General features: G+C 71.4%; 11 protein-coding genes. 7 read left to right on the top strand and 4 right to left on the bottom strand.

What is annotated here, in order from left to right; genetic code table 11:
* The coding region (locus tag IBL26_RS23725; protein ID WP_241749713.1) for a protein-disulfide reductase DsbD domain-containing protein at positions 1 to 1,654 on the bottom strand (1,654 nt) is incomplete at its 3' end.
* A gap of 327 nt (positions 1,655 to 1,981) precedes the next feature.
* On the opposite strand from IBL26_RS23725, the gene IBL26_RS23720 reads away from it, so the two are divergent.
* Entirely contained in the window at positions 1,982 to 2,695 is a 714-nt protein-coding gene (locus tag IBL26_RS23720; protein WP_187786992.1) for a hypothetical protein, read from the top strand.
* A gap of 311 nt (positions 2,696 to 3,006) precedes the next feature.
* Here the strand turns inward: IBL26_RS23720 and IBL26_RS23715 are convergent, their stop codons facing one another.
* The gene (locus IBL26_RS23715; RefSeq protein WP_187786991.1) at positions 3,007 to 3,831 is read right to left on the bottom strand and encodes an isocitrate lyase/PEP mutase family protein; all 825 of its coding nucleotides are present in this window, start codon (positions 3,829 to 3,831) and stop codon (positions 3,007 to 3,009) included.
* Between the two features lie 209 nt (positions 3,832 to 4,040).
* On the opposite strand from IBL26_RS23715, the gene hrpB reads away from it, so the two are divergent.
* Both hrpB and IBL26_RS23705 read left to right on the top strand, forming a co-directional pair.
* On the top strand, positions 4,041 to 6,521 hold the full coding sequence (gene hrpB / locus IBL26_RS23710; RefSeq protein WP_187786990.1) for an ATP-dependent helicase HrpB: 2,481 nt from the start codon (positions 4,041 to 4,043) through the stop codon (positions 6,519 to 6,521).
* A gap of 658 nt (positions 6,522 to 7,179) precedes the next feature.
* A complete protein-coding gene (locus IBL26_RS23705) occupies positions 7,180 to 8,304 on the top strand; it encodes a S1C family serine protease (RefSeq protein WP_187786989.1) in 1,125 nt (374 codons plus the stop codon).
* A 470-nt stretch (positions 8,305 to 8,774) separates the two neighbouring features.
* Here IBL26_RS23705 and IBL26_RS23700 read toward each other — a convergent pair whose 3' ends face one another.
* Both IBL26_RS23700 and IBL26_RS23695 read right to left on the bottom strand, forming a co-directional pair.
* A complete protein-coding gene (locus tag IBL26_RS23700; RefSeq protein ID WP_187786988.1) occupies positions 8,775 to 10,199 on the bottom strand; it encodes a CoA transferase in 1,425 nt (474 codons plus the stop codon).
* A complete protein-coding gene (locus IBL26_RS23695) occupies positions 10,196 to 11,206 on the bottom strand; it encodes an enoyl-CoA hydratase/isomerase family protein (RefSeq protein WP_187786987.1) in 1,011 nt (336 codons plus the stop codon). Before IBL26_RS23695 ends, IBL26_RS23700 begins: the two co-directional genes overlap by 4 nt.
* Positions 11,207 to 11,319: 113 nt before the next feature.
* Here IBL26_RS23695 and IBL26_RS23690 point away from each other — a divergent pair, with 113 nt between their 5' ends.
* From IBL26_RS23690 to IBL26_RS23675, 4 genes are all read left to right on the top strand, one after another.
* A complete protein-coding gene (locus IBL26_RS23690) occupies positions 11,320 to 12,414 on the top strand; it encodes an ABC transporter ATP-binding protein (RefSeq protein ID WP_187786986.1) in 1,095 nt (364 codons plus the stop codon).
* Between the two features lie 899 nt (positions 12,415 to 13,313).
* On the top strand, positions 13,314 to 14,960 hold the full coding sequence (locus IBL26_RS23685; RefSeq protein ID WP_187786985.1) for a hypothetical protein: 1,647 nt from the start codon (positions 13,314 to 13,316) through the stop codon (positions 14,958 to 14,960).
* A gap of 188 nt (positions 14,961 to 15,148) precedes the next feature.
* On the top strand, positions 15,149 to 15,793 hold the full coding sequence (locus IBL26_RS23680; RefSeq protein ID WP_187786984.1) for a hypothetical protein: 645 nt from the start codon (positions 15,149 to 15,151) through the stop codon (positions 15,791 to 15,793).
* On the top strand, positions 15,790 to 16,918 hold a 1,129-nt coding region (locus IBL26_RS23675), incomplete at its 3' end, for a peptidoglycan-binding protein (RefSeq protein ID WP_187786983.1). The genes IBL26_RS23680 and IBL26_RS23675, both read left to right, overlap by 4 nt.

Here is a 16,918-nt window from a genome sequence, read left to right as displayed (position 1 = left end):
CGGCGCCGCCACGGCCGAGCAGGCGGCCCCGGCCGCGCGCCCCCTGGGCACTGCCCAACGCCCAGGCGCCGAAGCCGATGGCCAGGCCGCCGGCCAGCGCCGCCGCCAGCCCTTCCGGCCCGGTCAGCTGCGCCAGCACCCACAGCAGCCACAGCGCGGCGCCGTACATCGGGAAAGCCAGGCCCTGCTTCAGCCGCTCCATCCACAGGCCGGGGCGCGGCAGGCGGTTGGCGAGGCCAGGGAACAGCGCCAGCAGGGCGTACGGCGCGGCCATGCCCAGGCCCATGGCGACGAACACCGCCAGGGTACCGGTGGGCGGCAGCGCCATGGCGGCGCCGATGGCGGCGGCCATGAAGGGCGCGGTGCAGGGCGTGGCCACCAGCACGGCCAGCCCGCCGGTGGCGAAGCTGCCCAGGTGGCCACCGCGCCCCGCCAGCCCGCCGCCGGCACCGACCGGCCCGCCGAGATGGAACACGCCGGAGAGGTTGAGGCCGACGGCCAGCATCAGCCAGCCGGTCAGCGCCACGAAGATCGGGGAGGTGAACTGGAAGCCCCAGCCCGCGCTCTGCCCCGCCAGCCGCAGCGCCAGCAGACCGCCGCCGAGCAGCAGAAAGGAGAGGACGACGCCGGCGGTGTAGCTGGCGGCATGCCCACGCACCTCCGCCCGCGCTGCGCCGGAGAGGCGGGCGATGGCCAGCGCCTTCATGGCCAGGATGGGGAAGACGCAGGGCATCAGGTTCAGGATCAGCCCGCCCAGCGCCGCCCACAGCAGCGCCTGCCCCAAGGGCAGGCCGCTGGTGCCGGCCGCGCCCGGCAGCGCCGGCACCGGGCCGGGCGTGGCGGAGACGGTATAGGCGCTGCGTACCCCCGCCCCATCAGTGATGGCGACGACGCCGGCCAACTGCGCCGGCAGTTCCGCCGCGCCGCGTGGCAGGCCGATGCGCAGCGCGCCCGCTTCCACCTGCACAGGCTGCGCGCCGGCATGGTCCAGCACGCCCCATTCGGCCGGGAAGAAGAACGCTTCCTTCACCGATTGGGGCGAGATGTCCTCGCCCGAGAGCAGCAGCGCGCCCTGCTGGCCCTGGAAGCCGGCGGCGGCCTGCCAGGGGGCGGGGCGGGGCAGCTCGGCCTCCGCCTGCTGGAACAGCGGTGCCATGGCGGGGTCCGGCCGCGCGGCGGCCTCCACCGGCAGGCTGAGGGTGAAGCTGCCTTCCTCGGGGATGCAGACCTGCTCGCAGATCAGCCAGTTGCCCTGGGCCTGGATGGTGAAGCTCTGCCCCGGTTGCAGCCCGGCTGGCGGGGTTACCGTCAGCGGTAACAGGGTACTGCCCTCGTAGCCGTAGTTCACCAGCGGGCCGAAGGGAATCCGGTGCGGCGCCGGCCACTGGATCTCGCTGGCGGTGGCACCGTCCGGCAGGGTCAGGGCCAACTCGGGCGGCGTGCCGGCATCGCCGGGATTGGTCCAGTAGGTGTGCCAGCCGGGTGCCAGGCGCTGCCGCAGGCCGATGCGGAAGGGCTGCCCGGGCGCGACCGAGGCGGTCTCCGCCGCCAGGGTCATGGTCGCGCGCTCCGACCGCACCGGCGCGCTCTCCCCCGCCCAGGCGGGCGCGGCCAGGGCCAGGATGGCGGCGGTCAGCAGCATCGGGCGGAACATGGACAGATTGAAACCTATCTGGCGGCGGAGGGGGACTGGTTTCCGCGTTACGAAGCGTTTCGGCCGGACGGGGCTCGCGTCCCGCCAGAGCAGGTGTCCATCAGGTGGGGTCGCCTGATGGAGAGAAGAGGCCCTTCAGAACAACAAGCCAGAGCATGAGAAGTGCGCCTGCGCGAACGGACAACGCTTCAGCCTGTGGGACATAGCGGCTTGCGCCCGCTCCGGGAAATGTGTCGGCGCATGGCGCTGACAAGGTGGCGTATCCGTGGCTCATCCGCGCCGTGGCCCGAGGGCCGGACAACCCAGCGGAGAACATCTTTGCCTTTGATGCGCGGACTGACCCTGACCCTCTGCGCCACGGCCGCGCTGCTCGCCGCCCACGGCCCCGCAGAAGCGGCGCCGCGCCTGGCGGATATCCTGGTGCCCGCCATGCTGGACGTGCCGGTGGCGACGCTGGAGGCCAAGGCCGGCCGGGCGCGGGAGGTGACCGCGCTGCCCGATGGCCGCCAATCCCGCTACTACGCCGTGGAGGGCTGCGGCGTGACCGCCTATGCGCGCGGCGGCACCGTCGAGGCCTACAAACTCTCCCTCAGCCCGCAATGCGACATGGATGTCTCGCCCTTTCTCGGTGCACGGCTGCCGGCGGCGGGGCTGCTGACGCTGGAGACCTTCGCCGACACGCTCGGCCCACTGCCCACGCCGACGCGGGAGACCTTCCGCGCTCTCTGCATCTCGGATTGCGGCAACGCGGCGGACCCGGTGGTGGAATTCCTGTGGCGCGCGCCGCAGGGCCCGCGCCCGATCGAGATCAAGCTGGGCTTCGTGCTGGCAAGCGGCGCGGCGGCGGAAGCCGGCGATGAATGGCAACAAGTGATGGAGCAGGCCGAGAACGCCGAATACGTCTCGCTCGGCCGCTTCAACTGCGACGACCGGCACCAGGCGGAAGGTCTCCGCGCCTTCAACAACATCCAGCCGAACGAAGTCACTATCGGCCGCGGGGTGCGGGACGAATTGCCGCTTTACGCGGCGCTGTGCCGCTGAGGGGGGCTGTCCCGGTAGCGGCGTTGAAGAGAAGGCCGGGGAAGGAATTCCTCGGACCCCATCTTCTTTTTTCGAGTTTCAGGCGGGGCTGTTGATGGGTCTGGTCTGAGAGGCGGCTGGGTGCGCCGGAGGTCTTGGACCTCCGGCGAATGACGGTTCAGCCTGCGTGACCCATATTTAAAATCATCAAGCAGTGCCCATTGAAGCGTCACACCAAACGCGCAGAAAAAGATGGGGGTCTGGGGAATTCATACCCCAGCCTTCCTCTGGCTTAAACTTCCATCGGGTGATCCACCTGATGGAGATTTGCTCTAGGGCCTGGATGGCTCCGCCATCAGCGCTTCCACCTCCGCCCCGCTCATCGCGCCCCGTGCATAGGCGAAGTGGCCGTGGGTGAGGATGTCCTGCGCCGTGCGGGCGACGAAGCCCAGCATGGCGCGGGCGAGGGAGCCGCCGAGGCTGATGCGTTTCACCCCGGCCTCCGCCAGTTCCGCCACGGTGAAGGGGTGACCGGCGAGGCCCATGACCACGTTCACCGGCTTGTCCACGGCGGCGCAGAGAGTGCGGATATCCTCCAGCCGCGTCAGGCCGGGGGCATAAAGCACGTCGGCGCCGGCGGCGGAGAAGGCTTGCAGGCGGCGGATGGTGTCGTCCAGGTCGGCGCGGCCGTGCAGGAAATTCTCGGCACGGGCGGTCAGGACGAAGGGCTGGCCGCGCACGGCGTCCGCCGCCGCGGCGATACGCTCCACCGCATGGGCAAAATCATAGATCGGGTGGGCGGAATCGCCTGAGGCATCCTCGATCGATCCGCCCACCAGGCCGACCGCGATGGCATCGCGCAGCGTGGCGCCGCAATCCTCCGGCGCGTGGCCGAAGCCGTTCTCCAGGTCGGCCGAGACGGGCAGGGAGGTCGCGGCGACGATGGCGGCGGCATTGGCCAGGGTCTCAGCCCGGGTGGCGGTGCCGTCCCGCTGGCCCAGGGTGAAGGCCAGGCCGGCGCTGGTGGTGGCCAAGGCGGCGAAGCCCTGGGCGGCCAGGATGCGGGCACTGCCGGCATCCCACGGATTCGGCAGCACGAAGGCGCCCGGCGCAGCATGCAGGGCACGGAAGCGGGCAGCCTTTTCGGCCTGGTCCATGGTGGCGGTCCCTCTCTGATGGCATGAACAGATCAGGAACTGCGGTTTTCCGCAAGCCAGCTTTGCCTCAGCCGGGATGGTAGCAAGCCGGGGAATTCCTTCCCTGGCCTTCTCCCCGCCTCCCGCCACAGCCTGACGGCATTCCCCCCGCCGGCCAAGGCCCCCCCCCAAGGTTTGGCCTGATGCCCGATTGGACTTAGAGGGGAGGCATGTCGTTCGCCCTGTTGCCCGAATTGCCTGTCACCGAGGCCCTGCCGCGCCTGGCGGAGGCGTTGCGGCATGGCTCCAACGCCGTGCTGGTGGCGCCGCCCGGCGCTGGCAAGACCACCCTGGTGCCGTTGATGCTGCGGGAGGAGCCCTGGGCGGCCGGGCAGAAGATCCTTGTGCTGGAGCCGCGCCGGGTGGCCGCCCGCGCCGCTGCGCGCCGCATGGCCTCCCTGCTGGGGGAGGAACTGGGCGGTACGGTCGGGCTGGTGACGCGGCTGGAGCGTGCCACCAGCGCGGCGACGCGGGTGGAGGTGATCACCGAGGGCCTGCTGGTCCGCCGCCTGCAATCCGACCCCGGCCTGGAAGGCGTCGCGGCGGTGCTGTTCGACGAGGCGCATGAGCGGAACCTGGATACCGACCTGGCGCTGGCCTTCTGCCTGGATCTGCAGCGGGCGCTGCGGCCGGAGCTGCGCCTGCTGGCGATGTCCGCGACGCTGGAAGCCCAGGGTTTTTCCAGCCTGCTGGGCGATGCGCCGGTCATTGAGAGCCTGGGGCGCGCCTTCCCCGTTTCCATCCAGTACCGCACGCGGGAATTGAAGGAACACCGCGAACTGCCGGAGGCGATGGCGAGTGCCATCCGCGAGGCGCTGCGGGCCCACCCCGGCGACGTGCTGGCCTTCCTGCCCGGTTGGGGCGAGATCCGCCGCACGGCCGAGCGTCTGGGCGGCCTCGACGCCGACGTGCTGCCGCTGCACGGCGAATTGCCGCCGGCCGAGCAGGACAAGGCGCTGAACCCGGAGTACCGCACGCGTGGCGGCCGCAAGGTGGTGCTGGCGACCTCGATCGCCGAGACGTCGCTGACCGTGCCAGGGGTACGGATCGTCGTCGATGGCGGCTTCCGCCGGGCGCCGCGATTGGACCCGGCCACCGGCCTCTCCCGCCTGGCGACGCTGCGGATTTCCCGTGCGGCGGCCGAGCAGCGGGCCGGGCGCGCCGGACGTACGGAATCGGGCGTCGCCATCCGGCTGTGGACGGAGGCGCTGCATCGCGGCCTGCCGGTCTCCGACCGGCCGGAGATCCTGGAGAGCGAGCTGTCCGGCCTGGCGCTGGATTGCGCCGCCTGGGGTGCCTCACCGGATGACCTGCCCTTCCTGGATGCGCCGCCCACCGGCGCCATGGCCGCCGCCCGTGCCCTGTTGCGGGACCTGGATGCGCTGGATGCCGAGGGCCGGGTGACGCCGATGGGCCGCCGCATGGCGCGCCTCGGCACGCATCCGCGCCTGGCCCGCATGATGGCGGCGGCTGACAGCCCCGAGGAAGCCGCCCTGGCCGCCGAGCTGGCGGCGTTGCTGGAGGAACGCGACCCCATCCGTGGGCGGGAAGCGCCGGCCGACATTCACCTGCGGCTGGACCTGCTGCACGGCGCCGACGACCCAAATGCCGACCGCGCCGCGCTGGGGCGTATCCGCCGTACCGTGACGCTGCACCGGCGCCGCCTGGGCGTGCCGGGCGGCACTGAATCCGCCGGCGACCCCGGCCTGTTGCTGGCCGCCGGCTTCCCCGACCGCATCGCCGCCAAGCGCGGCACCATGGATGGCGCCTTCCGCCTTGCCGGCCTCTCCGGCGCCACCGGGGGCGGCCAGGGCGCGCGGCTGCCGCCGACCGACAAGCTGGGCAAATCCCCGCTGCTGGCGGTGGCGGACCTGGAGCTGGCCGGCACCGAAGCGCGCATCCGCATGGCCGCGCCGCTGGACCGCGCCGTGCTGGAAGCCCGTTTCCCCGAACGGCTGGTGCGGGAGGAAGGCGCGGCCTTCGACCCGCGCACCAATTCCGTGGTCGCCCGCCGCCGCCTGCGCCTGGGCCCGCTGGTCCTGGAAGAGGCGACCATCGCCCATGCCGACCCCGCCGCCGTGGCGGTGGAACTGGCCAAGGCCGCGGCCGGCCGCGCCTTCCGCGACCTGGACTGGACCGAGGCTGCGAAGCAGACCCGCGCCCGCCTGGCCTGGATGCACAAGATCGCCCCCGACGAGTGGCCCGACGTCTCCGACGCCGCGCTGGCCGCCGGGGATGCCGCCTGGCTGGCTCCCTGGCTTTCGGGCCTGACCAAGCTGTCGGAACTGCGCGGGCTGGACGCGACCGGCATCCTCCGCTCCCTGGTGCCGCATGCCCGGCAACGGGTGCTGGATGCCGCGCTGCCGGCGCGCGTGGAACTGCCTAAGGGCCGCTCCGCCGCCATCGACTACACCGGCGAGGTGCCGCGGCTGGAAGCGCGGGCGCAGTGGCTGTTCGGCCTGGCCACCCTGCCGCCGCTGGCCCAGGGGCGCATCCCGCTGCAGGTCGGCCTGCTCTCGCCCGCCGGGCGGCCCGTGGCCGTCACCGCCGACCTGCCAGGGTTCTGGCGCGGGGCCTGGGCCGATGTGCGGAAGGATATGCGCGGGCGCTACCCCAAGCATGACTGGCCGGAAGATCCGTCCAAGGGATGAGGGGAATGGGCAGAAGGAAGGCTGGGGAAGGAATTCCCCAGGCCCCTTCTTCTCTTTTTCGAGTTTTGGCGGTGTGGCTGCTGAGACGGTTGGTCTGGTTTGAGATGCGGCTGGTGCCGGAGGTCGGGGACCTTCGGCGACGGAGGCTGCCGCGAGCGTGACCCGTTTTGAATATCAAATAGGCGTCTGCTCTCGAGGCCGGCAGGATGTTCTGATGGCTGAGGGTGCTCTTATGCCGGCGCAGACTTGGCGCCTGCCAGATGCCGGGCATTCGCTGGACTGCCGATAAAGCCGACGCGAAGAGACCCCCGCAGCTGCCCCAGCCCAAATTTCTGAAGTCCCCATCCAGGCGCCACGCAAAACTCGAGGAAGAAAGAAGGGGTCCGGGGAATTCTTTCCCCGGCCTTTCCGCACCCTCCCCCGCAGCGCCCCTGCTGCACACAGCTCCCAGCGGCGCACGCCGAATTTGCGCTTGCGCATGTCCGGCCGGGGGCGGAAAGGTCAATGCTTCGTCCCTATATCCAGGGGGATGCGTTTTCCGGTTGAGGCCGTACCAGCGGCGGGCTGGCCGGGCCGTGTCGCAACCGGGGGTGGAAGCGCCCCGTTGAAGCCATCAGCCGTCCGCGTCACGATGAGGCCATCGCCAGGATACCCCCCTATGCCGTCGATTTGCCGTTCGCTGCCTTCTGCCTCGCCTGCCAAACCTGCCACGGCGGGGGAGGGCCGTCCTGCCTCCCGCCGCTTCGTGCTGGCGGGGGTGGCGTCTCTGCTGGCCTCGCCGCTGCTGCCTGCCGCCCCGGCACGGGCGCGCGGGCCGTTGCCGGATTTCGCCGACCTGGCGGAGCGGGTGATGCCCGCCGTGGTCAATATCGCCGTGCTGAGCGAGCAGACGACGACGCAGGTGCCGCCCGAGCTGCGCGGCACGCCGTTCGAGCGCTATTTCCGGGAACGGCGCGGCCGCCAGCAGATGCAGGGCGCCGGCAGCGGCTTCATCATCGATGCGACGGGCCTGGTGGTCACCAACAACCACGTGGTGGGCAATGCCTCCCGCGTCATCGTCTCGTTGCAGGATGGGACGGAGATGCCGGCGCGCGTGGTCGGCACCGATGACCTGACCGACCTGGCGCTGCTGCGCGTGGAAGCGCGCGCCAGCCTGCCTTTCGTGCCGTGGGGTAGCAGTGCGTCGACGCGCGTGGGGCAGTGGGTGCTGGCCTGTGGCAACCCGTTCGGCCTGGGCGGCACCGTCACCAGCGGCATCGTCTCCGCCCGCGGGCGGGAGATCGGTGCCGGGCCGTTCGACGACTTCATCCAGACCGATGCCGCCATCAACCCGGGCAATTCCGGCGGGCCGCTGTTCAACACGGATGGCGAGGTCATCGGCATCAACACCGCCATCTTCTCCCCCACCAACGCCTCCGCCGGCATCGGTTTCGCCACGCCGTCGGACCTGGCGCGCGGCGTGATCGAGCAGCTGCGGCGAGATGGACGGGTGGAGCGCGGCTGGCTGGGCATCGCCGTGCAGGATTATGGCACCGAACCCGGCGCCCGGCGCGGCGCGCAGATCCAGGGCGTGGAACGCAACAGCCCCGCCGCCCGCGCCGGCCTGCGCAATGGCGACGTGCTGGTGGCGCTGAACGGGGAACGCATGGATGGCTCCCGCACCCTCATCCGCGCCGTGTCCATCACCCCGCCGGGCCAGACCGTGCGGCTGACGGTGGTGCGGGATGGACGGCAGCAGGAAGTGGCGGTGCAGGTGGGGCGGCGGCCTCCCTCGGCGTCCTGAGTTCTGCGTTGTCGGGGCGGGGACGAGGGGGCGCTGCCCCCTCGAACTCCCCCGGCAGGGGATACGATCCCCTGCACCCGCGATTCATAAGGACGCTGCCATGCGGAGGCAGGGGCGCTGGAGTAGTTCTCCGTCAGATTGAATCACCTGACGGTATGCAGACGCTGTTCAGAACAGCAAGCTGGAGCATTTGCAGCGAGCCCGCGCGAACGGAAAATGCGCTAGTAAAATATCATAAATCAAAAACTTAAAAAGAGACCCGCTGCGCGTTCAGGCATTACCGCTGAAGCTCCCGCGACGGCCATTCCTGGCCCATTTGTACTCTTCGGACGATCGACGTCTTCGGCCGACCAGCTTGCGAAGATCGCCCCGCCACAGACCCAAACCCGGGTTTCCAAAGGCCTCAGGCCTTTGGCGGGGAGAGTTTGAGAGGGGCAGCGCCCCTCTCAATCAACCAGCACCGCAAGCCCTCACCATTCCGGCGCATCGCTCCCCAACGGCACGGAAGGGCGCGCGAAGAAGGCCGGGGTTGCCTCCAGCATCCCGGCGTGGCGCACGGCGGTGAGCCGCCCGAAGCCGGAGTCCGATTCCTCCAGCAGATCCAGCAGGTCTTCGCGCCCAGGGTCCGGCACGGCGAAGCCGTTCGCCACCTGGCCCAGCCCCCGCAGCCAGCGGCCGGTGGCGGCCAGGGAGACGTCCACCTGCCAGGTGCCGCCTTCCACCGCGCGGCGGTGCAGCGCCGCCAGGATGCCGAAGGCCAGCAGGTAGCCCGAGGCATGGTCCAGCGCCTGGGCGGGCAGCGGGCGGGGCTTGGCTTCGCCCGCTGCCTCGGCTTCGGCCAGGTTGAAGCCGCTGGCGGTCTGCACCAGGGAATCGAAGCCGCGGCGGCCATGCCAGGGCCCGGCTTCGCCATAGGCGGAAAGGCTGGCATGGACGATGCCCGGGCGCAGCTCCGCCAGCCTGGCGGCGCCGAAGCCGCGCGCGGCGATGGCGCCGGGCCGGTAGCCTTGCAGGAACACGTCGGCCTGCCGTGTCAGGGCTTCCAGCTGCGCCACGCCTTCGGCGCCGCGCAGGTCCAGCTGGGCGGAACGCTTGCCGCGCCCGGTATCGATCACCAGCGGCGCCACGGCGGGCAGGTGGGGGGCGGTGATGAGCATGACGTCGGCGCCATGCGCCGCCAGGGCACGGCCGGCGACCGGCCCGGCGATGATGCGCGTCAGGTCCAGCACGCGGATGCCCTCCAGCGGCCGGGCGGCGGCCGGGGGCAGCGGCAGCGGCGGTGCATCCCCGATGCGGGTGAGGCGCACCGGCCAATCGGCCACTGCCCGGCTCTGCGGGTGCGCGTCCCACTCGGCGAAGCTGCGCAGGGCGGAGACGCAGAGGCCGGCCTCGGCCGCGGCGGCCTCGAAGGCCTCGGCCTGCCAGGAGAGCAGGGCCTGGGCGACGGCGGCGCGGTCGTTCGGCACGCCCAGCAGCCGCAGCAGCCCATCCCGGTGGTGCGGGAAGTTCGTATGCAGGCGCACCCAGCCCGGGCCATTGGGGCCATCCGCCGTCGGGTAGAGGCCGGCGATGGCATCCCACAATTCCGGCGCTTCCAGCCCGTCGATGCGGAACAACCGTTCGGAGCGGAACTCGGCGGCGGCGTGGCGCAGGCCGACGGTCACGCGCTGGCGCGGTGCGCCGCGCTGGTGGTGCAGCTCGGCGGCGGCCAGCGCCATGGCGGCGATGCTGGCCTGCGCGGCGGTGCCGACGGCGAAGGAGGACGGCAGGGCCGCATCCACGCTCGGCCCCGCCCCTGGCAAGGCCAGCTTCGCCAGGGCTTCCACCGGCAGGCCGGCGCGGTGCCACAGGGCGCCGGTAACCTGGGCGGCGGCGCTGGCGGGCCTGGTGCTCATCCGAACATGGCCTGGATGGTGGTGGGGGAAACATCCTCGATGCGCGGCGGCGTCCAGCGCGGGGCGTTGTCCTTGTCCACCAGCAGGGCACGGACGCCCTCGGCGAAGTCGGGGTAGGGGGTGACGCTGCGGGCCAGGGCCAGGTCCATCGCCAGGCAGCCGGGCAGGTCCAGCCCACGGGCGCGGCGCAGCATCTCATGCGTCACGAACAGGCTGGTGGGGGAGACGCGGCGCAGCACCGCCAGTTGCTCCCGTGCCCAGTCGGTTCCCTCCGCCTCCAGCGCCGCGACGATGGCAGGGATGGAACCGGCGCCGAAGCAGCGGTCCACCACCGGCCGCAGGGCCGCGACAGGGCCGGGGGGCACCGGCTGCGCCGCCCGGTCGATGGCGCCGGTATCGCCGGCGAGCAGCGCTTCCCGTAAAGCGGGCAGCGCATCGCGCGGGACGAAATGGGTGGCGAAGCCGACCTCCACTGCTTCCGCCCCCCGCAGCCGGGCGCCGGTCAGCCCCAGCCACTCGCCCAGCGCACCGGGCATGCGGGAGAGGACAAAACTACTGCCGACATCGGGGAACAGGCCGATCGTCGTCTCCGGCATCGCCAGCAGAGCGTGCTCCGTCACTACCCGATGGCTGCCATGGACCGAGACGCCGATGCCGCCGCCCATGCAGACGCCGTCGATCAGGCTGACCCAGGGCTTCTCCAGCGCGGCGATGGCGCCGTTCAGGGCATATTCCTCGGCCAGGAAATCGATCAGCGCGGCGCCGTTGCCTTCCACCAGCATCTGCCGGCCCTGGCGTACGTCCCCGCCGGCGCAGAAGGCGCGGCCGCCCTCGCCCTCCAGCAGCACCAGCCGGATTGCGGGGTCGTCGCGCCAGGCGGCCAGGGTGCGGGCCATGGCCTGCACCATCGGGTGGTCCAGCGCATTCAGGGCGCGCGGGCGGTTCAGCCGCAGGTGGCCCACGCCATTCGCCTGTGCCGCCAGCAACGGTGCGTCCGTCATGTCCATGCCGCTCTCCCATCGGTTCTCTTGGACCGCAGCGTCGCCATGATGGCGCCGGTTGACAAGTGGCTGGCCATGCCCGCCACATCCTGGCTGGAATGCGTGCGGATGGAGGGTTCATGGCCGAGGCGCTGGTGCGGTTCGAAGGGGTGCGCAAGGCCTATGGCCCCGCCGCCGGCGGCTATGCGGTGAAGCAGCTGGACCTGGAGGTGATGCGGGGCGAGTTGCTGACGCTGCTCGGCCCCAGCGGCTCCGGCAAGACCACCACGCTGATGATGCTGGCGGGGTTCGAGCAGCCGAGCGAAGGCAAGATCATGCTGGAGGGCCGGGACATCGCCCGGCTGCCGCCACATAAGCGCGGCATCGGCGTGGTGTTCCAGTCCTACGCCCTGTTCCCGCATATGAGCGTGGCGGAGAACGTGGCCTTCCCGCTGGAAGTACGCGGCGTGCCCAAGCCCGACCGCGCCGCCCGCGTGGCCCGCGCCCTGGCCGCCGTGCGGCTGGAGAATTTCGGCGATCGCCGCCCGGCGCAGATGTCCGGCGGCCAGCAGCAGCGCGTGGCCCTGGCCCGCGCCATGGTGTTCGAGCCCCCCATCGTGCTGCTGGACGAACCCCTCGGCGCGCTGGACAAGGCGCTGCGCGAGGAAATGCAGTTCGAGATCCGCGACATCCACCAACGGCTGGGCGTGACGATGATGTACGTCACCCACGACCAGCAGGAGGCGCTGACCCTCTCCGACCGCATCGCGGTGTTCGAGGGCGGGCTGATCCGCCAGCTGGCGCCGCCGCGCGCGATCTACGACAGCCCGGCCAATGCCTTCGTCGCCGGTTTCGTCGGCGAGAACAACCGCCTGCCCGGCAAGGTGCTGGCGGTGGAGGACAACGAGGCCCGCGTGGCGCTGGATTGCGGCCTGGACGTGACGGCCCGCGCCGCCGACACCCTGGCCCCTGGCGCCCGCTGCCTGGTGACCATCCGGCCGGAACGCGTGGCCGTCGCCGCCGTCTCCGCCACCGAACTGGGCGAGGGCGCCATGCCCGCCGTGCTGCGCGAAGCGATCTTCCAGGGCGACCATGTGCGCCTGAAACTGGCCCTGGGCGACGGCGGCGAAGTGGTCGCGAAACGCCCGGCCGGCGGCGGCGCGCTGCCGGAGCCGGGGAGCGTGGCATCGGTGGCGTGGGAAGCGGGGCACGCGCTGGCCTTCGCTGCGGCCTGAGGGGCGGGGCTGGCGGTGAGGGAAGGCCGGGGGAAGGAATTCCCCCCGGGGCCCCATCTTTTTTCTGCGAGTTTGGCGTCGTGCCTCGGGGTCAGGGCGCGCATGGTTGGTTGTGGGAATGGTGGGCGGGCTGGGTTTCCGGGCGTCGGAGATCGGTACCTCCGGCGCATCCTGGTGAGATGCCGCGAGGGTGAGAGGCAGAGCCTGAGTGGTACTCAAAATGGGCCGCGCGGGCCGAGGTTATAGTCGCCTGGAGACTCCGGATGCCCGACGCATTTGCTGGACTGCGAGCCCGGATCGTATGGAAATTCGGTGCGTCCTGAGGCCTCGATCGCCGGTGGCCACGTATCTCCTGCACATCCCGAATGGGGCGCCCCAGGATTAGATCCTGATGCTTTTCAAAGCAGGCGGCGCGGGCCGTGCGCTTAATCGTCAACGGTTGTTGGCCTGCGGTGCTCCCCGGGGGGCCTCAAGCCCAGGACGCAGGGCCCTTAAGGCTACCCAAAATCGGCCATACGGGCTGAACCCTGATCGCTGAAGGCCCCGCACCCCGACGCACTCCCGCCTTCAGTCCCAAACCAGACCAACCCCTCAACAGCCACGCCCCGCAGAACTCGAAAAAGAAAAGAAGAGGTCCGGGGAATTCGTTCCCCGGCCTTGCCTTTCCCTTCCCTCGCCCCGCCGGCATCAGGCGCGCAGCGCGGATTGTCCCCGGGCATTTTCCCTTTGATGCAACGGCGGTGCCTTGCCGTGGCGATTTATGTTTGCATTACGAAACAGAATGGCGATGCTAGCCAGGCTTGGCCGCCGGGCGATGGCGGTGTTTCAGCCTCACCGATACGCGTCACCTGGAAACGGTGGTCATCATGGCATTGCGGTTTGCCTTGGCGCGGCCGGGCATGTTGGCGTTCGCTGTCTTGCTGCTGGCGCCGGTCATGGCGGCTGCGCAGCAGGCGGCGGCGCCAGCCGGCCTGAATGCCGAGCAGCAGTTGGAATGGCAGCGCAACGCGATACTGCTGGCGCGGGAGCAGGCGCGCATCGCGGAATCCCAGACCGTGCCGCCGGTGGTGTGGCTGGTGGCGGCGATGCTGTTCCTGTTCATGATCGGCGGCGGTTGGCTGGTGTACCAGCTAGGTGCCAAGGCGGATGCGCAAGGCCGCAACCCGCCGGGGACGCGGGACCGGTGGTTCGACCTGCCGCTGGGCGCACCGGATGGATCGGTGCGGGCGCTGATCTCCATCTTCATCGTCATCTTCGGCTTTCTGCTGCTGGCGTTGCAGTCCCGCCTGGGGTTGAGCAGCGGGGAGGCGGTGGCCGGCTTCATCGGTGCCGTCATCAGCTTCTACTTCGCCTCCCGGAATACCGAGCAGGCGCGGCAGGCGGCGGATAGTGCGGCAACGGCGGCGCAGGACGCGAAGACGGCGGCCGACCGGGCGGGCGAGACGGCGCGCAATGTCGGCACGCAGATGCAGGCTTCCACCACCGCCATCAGCGAGGAACTGCGCCGGCGGGACATCGGTACCAGCGTGGTGGGCGGCGGCGTGGCGCAGCCGGTGGCGGTGCCGCAGACCGAGGATGTCTCCCTGCTGGCGCGGGCGGGCCAGTTGCTGGGCACGGCGCGGGAGGTGACGCGCATCGCCGCCAGCCTGGCGCCGGGGGCGACGATCCTGCAAGGCACGGCGGCGGCGCTGGAGGCATCCGGCGCGCTGGTGCAGCGGGCGGAGGCGGCGTTGCAGAGCGGCGACCCGCGCGCCATCGCCGCCGCGGCGGGCGCGGCCAATGATGCGCTGCGCGTGGTGGTGGGGCGGGACAACCCGGCGACGGCGGTGATCGCGGATGCCATCGGCGGCTTCCAGCTTGGCAGTTCCGCCTTGGCGCTGCTGGGGATTTCCGGCCCGGCCGGGCTGGTGGCGGCGCTGGCGGTGGGTGCGTTTCAGGCGGCTGAGAAGGGCAACGAGTATTTCGAGCGCTGGAAGGCCCGGGTGCTGGACACGCGCTACACCACCCGGCTGTTCAGCCCCGGCCCGGTGGATGGCGCCGTGGCGCGCTCGGTGCTGGAGCAGTCGCCGATCTTCCGCCGGGTGCTGTGGGAAGCCTTGCCGGAGGCGCAGCGCTTTTCGGAAGCGGCGCGCATCGTCACCCTGGCCAAGCAGCAGACGCCGGCGTCGCGGGAGGCGCTGCTGGCGATGGGCGCCTTCGCCAGCGAGGACGAGTTCGACCAGGGCCTGCAGGAGGTCCTGGCGCGGCTGCTGGACAACCTGCTGAAGAATGCCGAGGCGGACGAGATCGATATTACCCGCCTGGGCTTCGCCGATGTGCCGAAGATCAGCCACCAGGCGCTGCGGGATTCCCTGGCGGTGATGCGGCAGGACCCGCAGACGCGGGACCTGGATACGCTGATCTTGCTGATCACCCGCCTGGCCAGCAGTGGCGAACTGAAGCGGGAGGACGTGCTGAACCTGTTGTCCCAGCAGATCCAGGTGGCCGGGCAGGTGGCGGCCGAAGCCGCGCCCGGGACCACCAGCACCTTGCCGGAGGCCGCGTGATGACCGACCGCATCGGGCGTTTGTTCCTGTCGGGGCCAGCAGCGCACGCGATGGCGTGGTCTGCGATGCCCTGGCCTGCGAAAGCGAGGCTCGTCATGGCGCAGCCCGTATCGTCCGCCGTTGCGGTCGATGGGGGCGCCGGGATCACGTCGTTGCCATCCGCTGGGATTTTGCCGGCCCTCCGCAGGTTGAAGCTGGCGTGGCTGGCCGCGGCTTGCCTGCCGCTCATGCTGCTGGCGGGGTGCGCCACGCTCGATGGCGCCACGGCGCGGCTGGAGGCGGACAAAGCCCTGCTGCAGGCAGGCGGCTTCGCCGAGCTGGCGGCGCAGCCGGCGCCGTGCGAGCGCGCCGAGCTGGTCTGTGGCCAGGCGCAGGAGATCCGCGGCGAGGCCTGCCGCGCCATGGCCGCGCAGGCCGAGCCCTTCTCCGCCGCGCGGCGGGCGCATCTGGAGTGCGCCGTGCTGGCCTATGGCGTCGCGGCGCGGGCGTTGCCGGTGGCCGCGCGTGGGCAGGCGCTGCGCAACCTGGGTGCCGCCGCCAATGATGCGGTGACGGAAGGGGCCGGGGACCCGGCGCGGCAGGTAGCGGCGGAGCTGGCGGCAGGCAACGGGCTGCTCGCCCTCCGCCCCGGCGATGCAGAGGGGTGTTACTACGCGGGCTCGGCCGTGCTGGCCCAGGCGCTGATGCAGCCGGAAGGGCCGGGGCGTTGCCCGGCGCTGCGCACCCTGCCCGCCGCCTGCGCCGGTGCGCCGGTGTGGGCGACGCGCGCCGAGCAGTCCCGGTTGCTGTTCCGCCAGATCGCTGAACAGAAGCAGAGGAGCCAGTGCCCATGAGCGACAGCCTGGCCACCGCCGGTGAATCGCGCGACGCCACCATGGCCGCGGCGCCGCTGCTGACGCGCACCCTGCGCTTCACCCGCCCGATGATGCGCGGGGACGACGTGGTGTGGTTGCAGACGCGCCTGCAGGCCAATGGCTGGGGCCCCGCCGTCGCCGGCAGCGTGCGCGCCATCGACGGCTTGTTCGGCCCGGGCACGGAAGGCGCCGTGCGGAACTTCCAGAAGGCCTACGGGCTGCAGGTGGATGGCATCGTCGGCCCCATAACCTGGAGCCGGTTGATGCTGGGCCCCTCGCTGGATACCGGCAGCCTGGACGCCGCCAACCTGGCGGCGGAGGCGCTGAAGCGGGTGCAGGCCAGCTTCCTGCCGCAGCGGCATTTGCAGCCGGATGCTCTGGCGGCGCTGGCCCAGTGGCATTCCCGCTTTTCCGGCGGCGGCCAGTGGCGGCTGACGACGCAGGGGCTGGAGGTGCGGAACGACAGCATCCCCGCCAGTGCCGGGCTGGATGCCAGGACCGCCCTGGTGCTGCGCGACTGGTTCGGCGCCGAGATCCGCACGCAGGCGCGGAAGTCCGGCGTGCCGGTGGAGCTGATCGTCGCCACCATCTGCACCGAATCCGCCGGCTCGGCCCGGGACCGTGCCAGCTGTGCCGCAGCGGAGCGGAAGGAGAAGGGCTTCCGCAGCGAGGCCGCCACGCCGCACCGCATCTCCATCGGCTGCATGCAGACGCTGATCTCCACCGCCTGCGGCACGCTGGGCCGCACCGTCAGCGGTGCGGAGCTACGCGACCCCGCCGTCTCCATCGAGGCCGGCACCGCCTATATCGCCCAGCAGGCGGGGCGGACCTTGCTGGACCCGCCGGTGGTGGCCTGCGCCTACAATGCCGGCAGCGTGCGGCACGAGCCCTCCGCCAGCAACCGGTGGCGGATGGTGCAGTACCCGGTGGGCACCAGCGCGCATGCGGACCGCTTCGTCAGTTTCTTCAATGCCTGCCTGCGCCTGTTGCAGCGGGAACCCGGCCTGGCGGCCGATGCGCCGAGCTTCGCCGCCGCGCTGGCCGGCGGCGGCCTGGCCGCGCCGCCCCCAGTTGCGCCACCTTTGGCGCCGCCACCCCCCGCCG

Origin of the sequence: Teichococcus aerophilus, from assembly GCF_014490485.1 — a bacterium.
In the GTDB taxonomy this organism is placed as follows: Bacteria; Pseudomonadota; Alphaproteobacteria; order Acetobacterales; family Acetobacteraceae; genus Pseudoroseomonas; species Pseudoroseomonas aerophila.
Note: the sequence above shows the minus strand (reverse complement) of the source record. Positions and strands in the feature narration are given on the sequence as shown.

What these genes read in the sequence shown, in the direction of transcription:
- IBL26_RS23685 (WP_187786985.1), top strand. Translation starts at nt 13,314, where the DNA reads ATGTTGGCGTTCGCTGTCTTGCTGCTGGCGCCGGTCATGGCGGCTGCG.
- IBL26_RS23705 (WP_187786989.1), top strand. Translation starts at nt 7,180, where the DNA reads ATGCCGTCGATTTGCCGTTCGCTGCCTTCTGCCTCGCCTGCCAAACCT.
- hrpB (WP_187786990.1), top strand. Translation starts at nt 4,041, where the DNA reads ATGTCGTTCGCCCTGTTGCCCGAATTGCCTGTCACCGAGGCCCTGCCG.
- IBL26_RS23715 (WP_187786991.1), bottom strand. Translation starts at nt 3,831, where the DNA reads ATGGACCAGGCCGAAAAGGCTGCCCGCTTCCGTGCCCTGCATGCTGCG.
- IBL26_RS23700 (WP_187786988.1), bottom strand. Translation starts at nt 10,199, where the DNA reads ATGAGCACCAGGCCCGCCAGCGCCGCCGCCCAGGTTACCGGCGCCCTG.
- IBL26_RS23695 (WP_187786987.1), bottom strand. Translation starts at nt 11,206, where the DNA reads ATGGACATGACGGACGCACCGTTGCTGGCGGCACAGGCGAATGGCGTG.
- IBL26_RS23690 (WP_187786986.1), top strand. Translation starts at nt 11,320, where the DNA reads ATGGCCGAGGCGCTGGTGCGGTTCGAAGGGGTGCGCAAGGCCTATGGC.
- IBL26_RS23720 (WP_187786992.1), top strand. Translation starts at nt 1,982, where the DNA reads ATGCGCGGACTGACCCTGACCCTCTGCGCCACGGCCGCGCTGCTCGCC.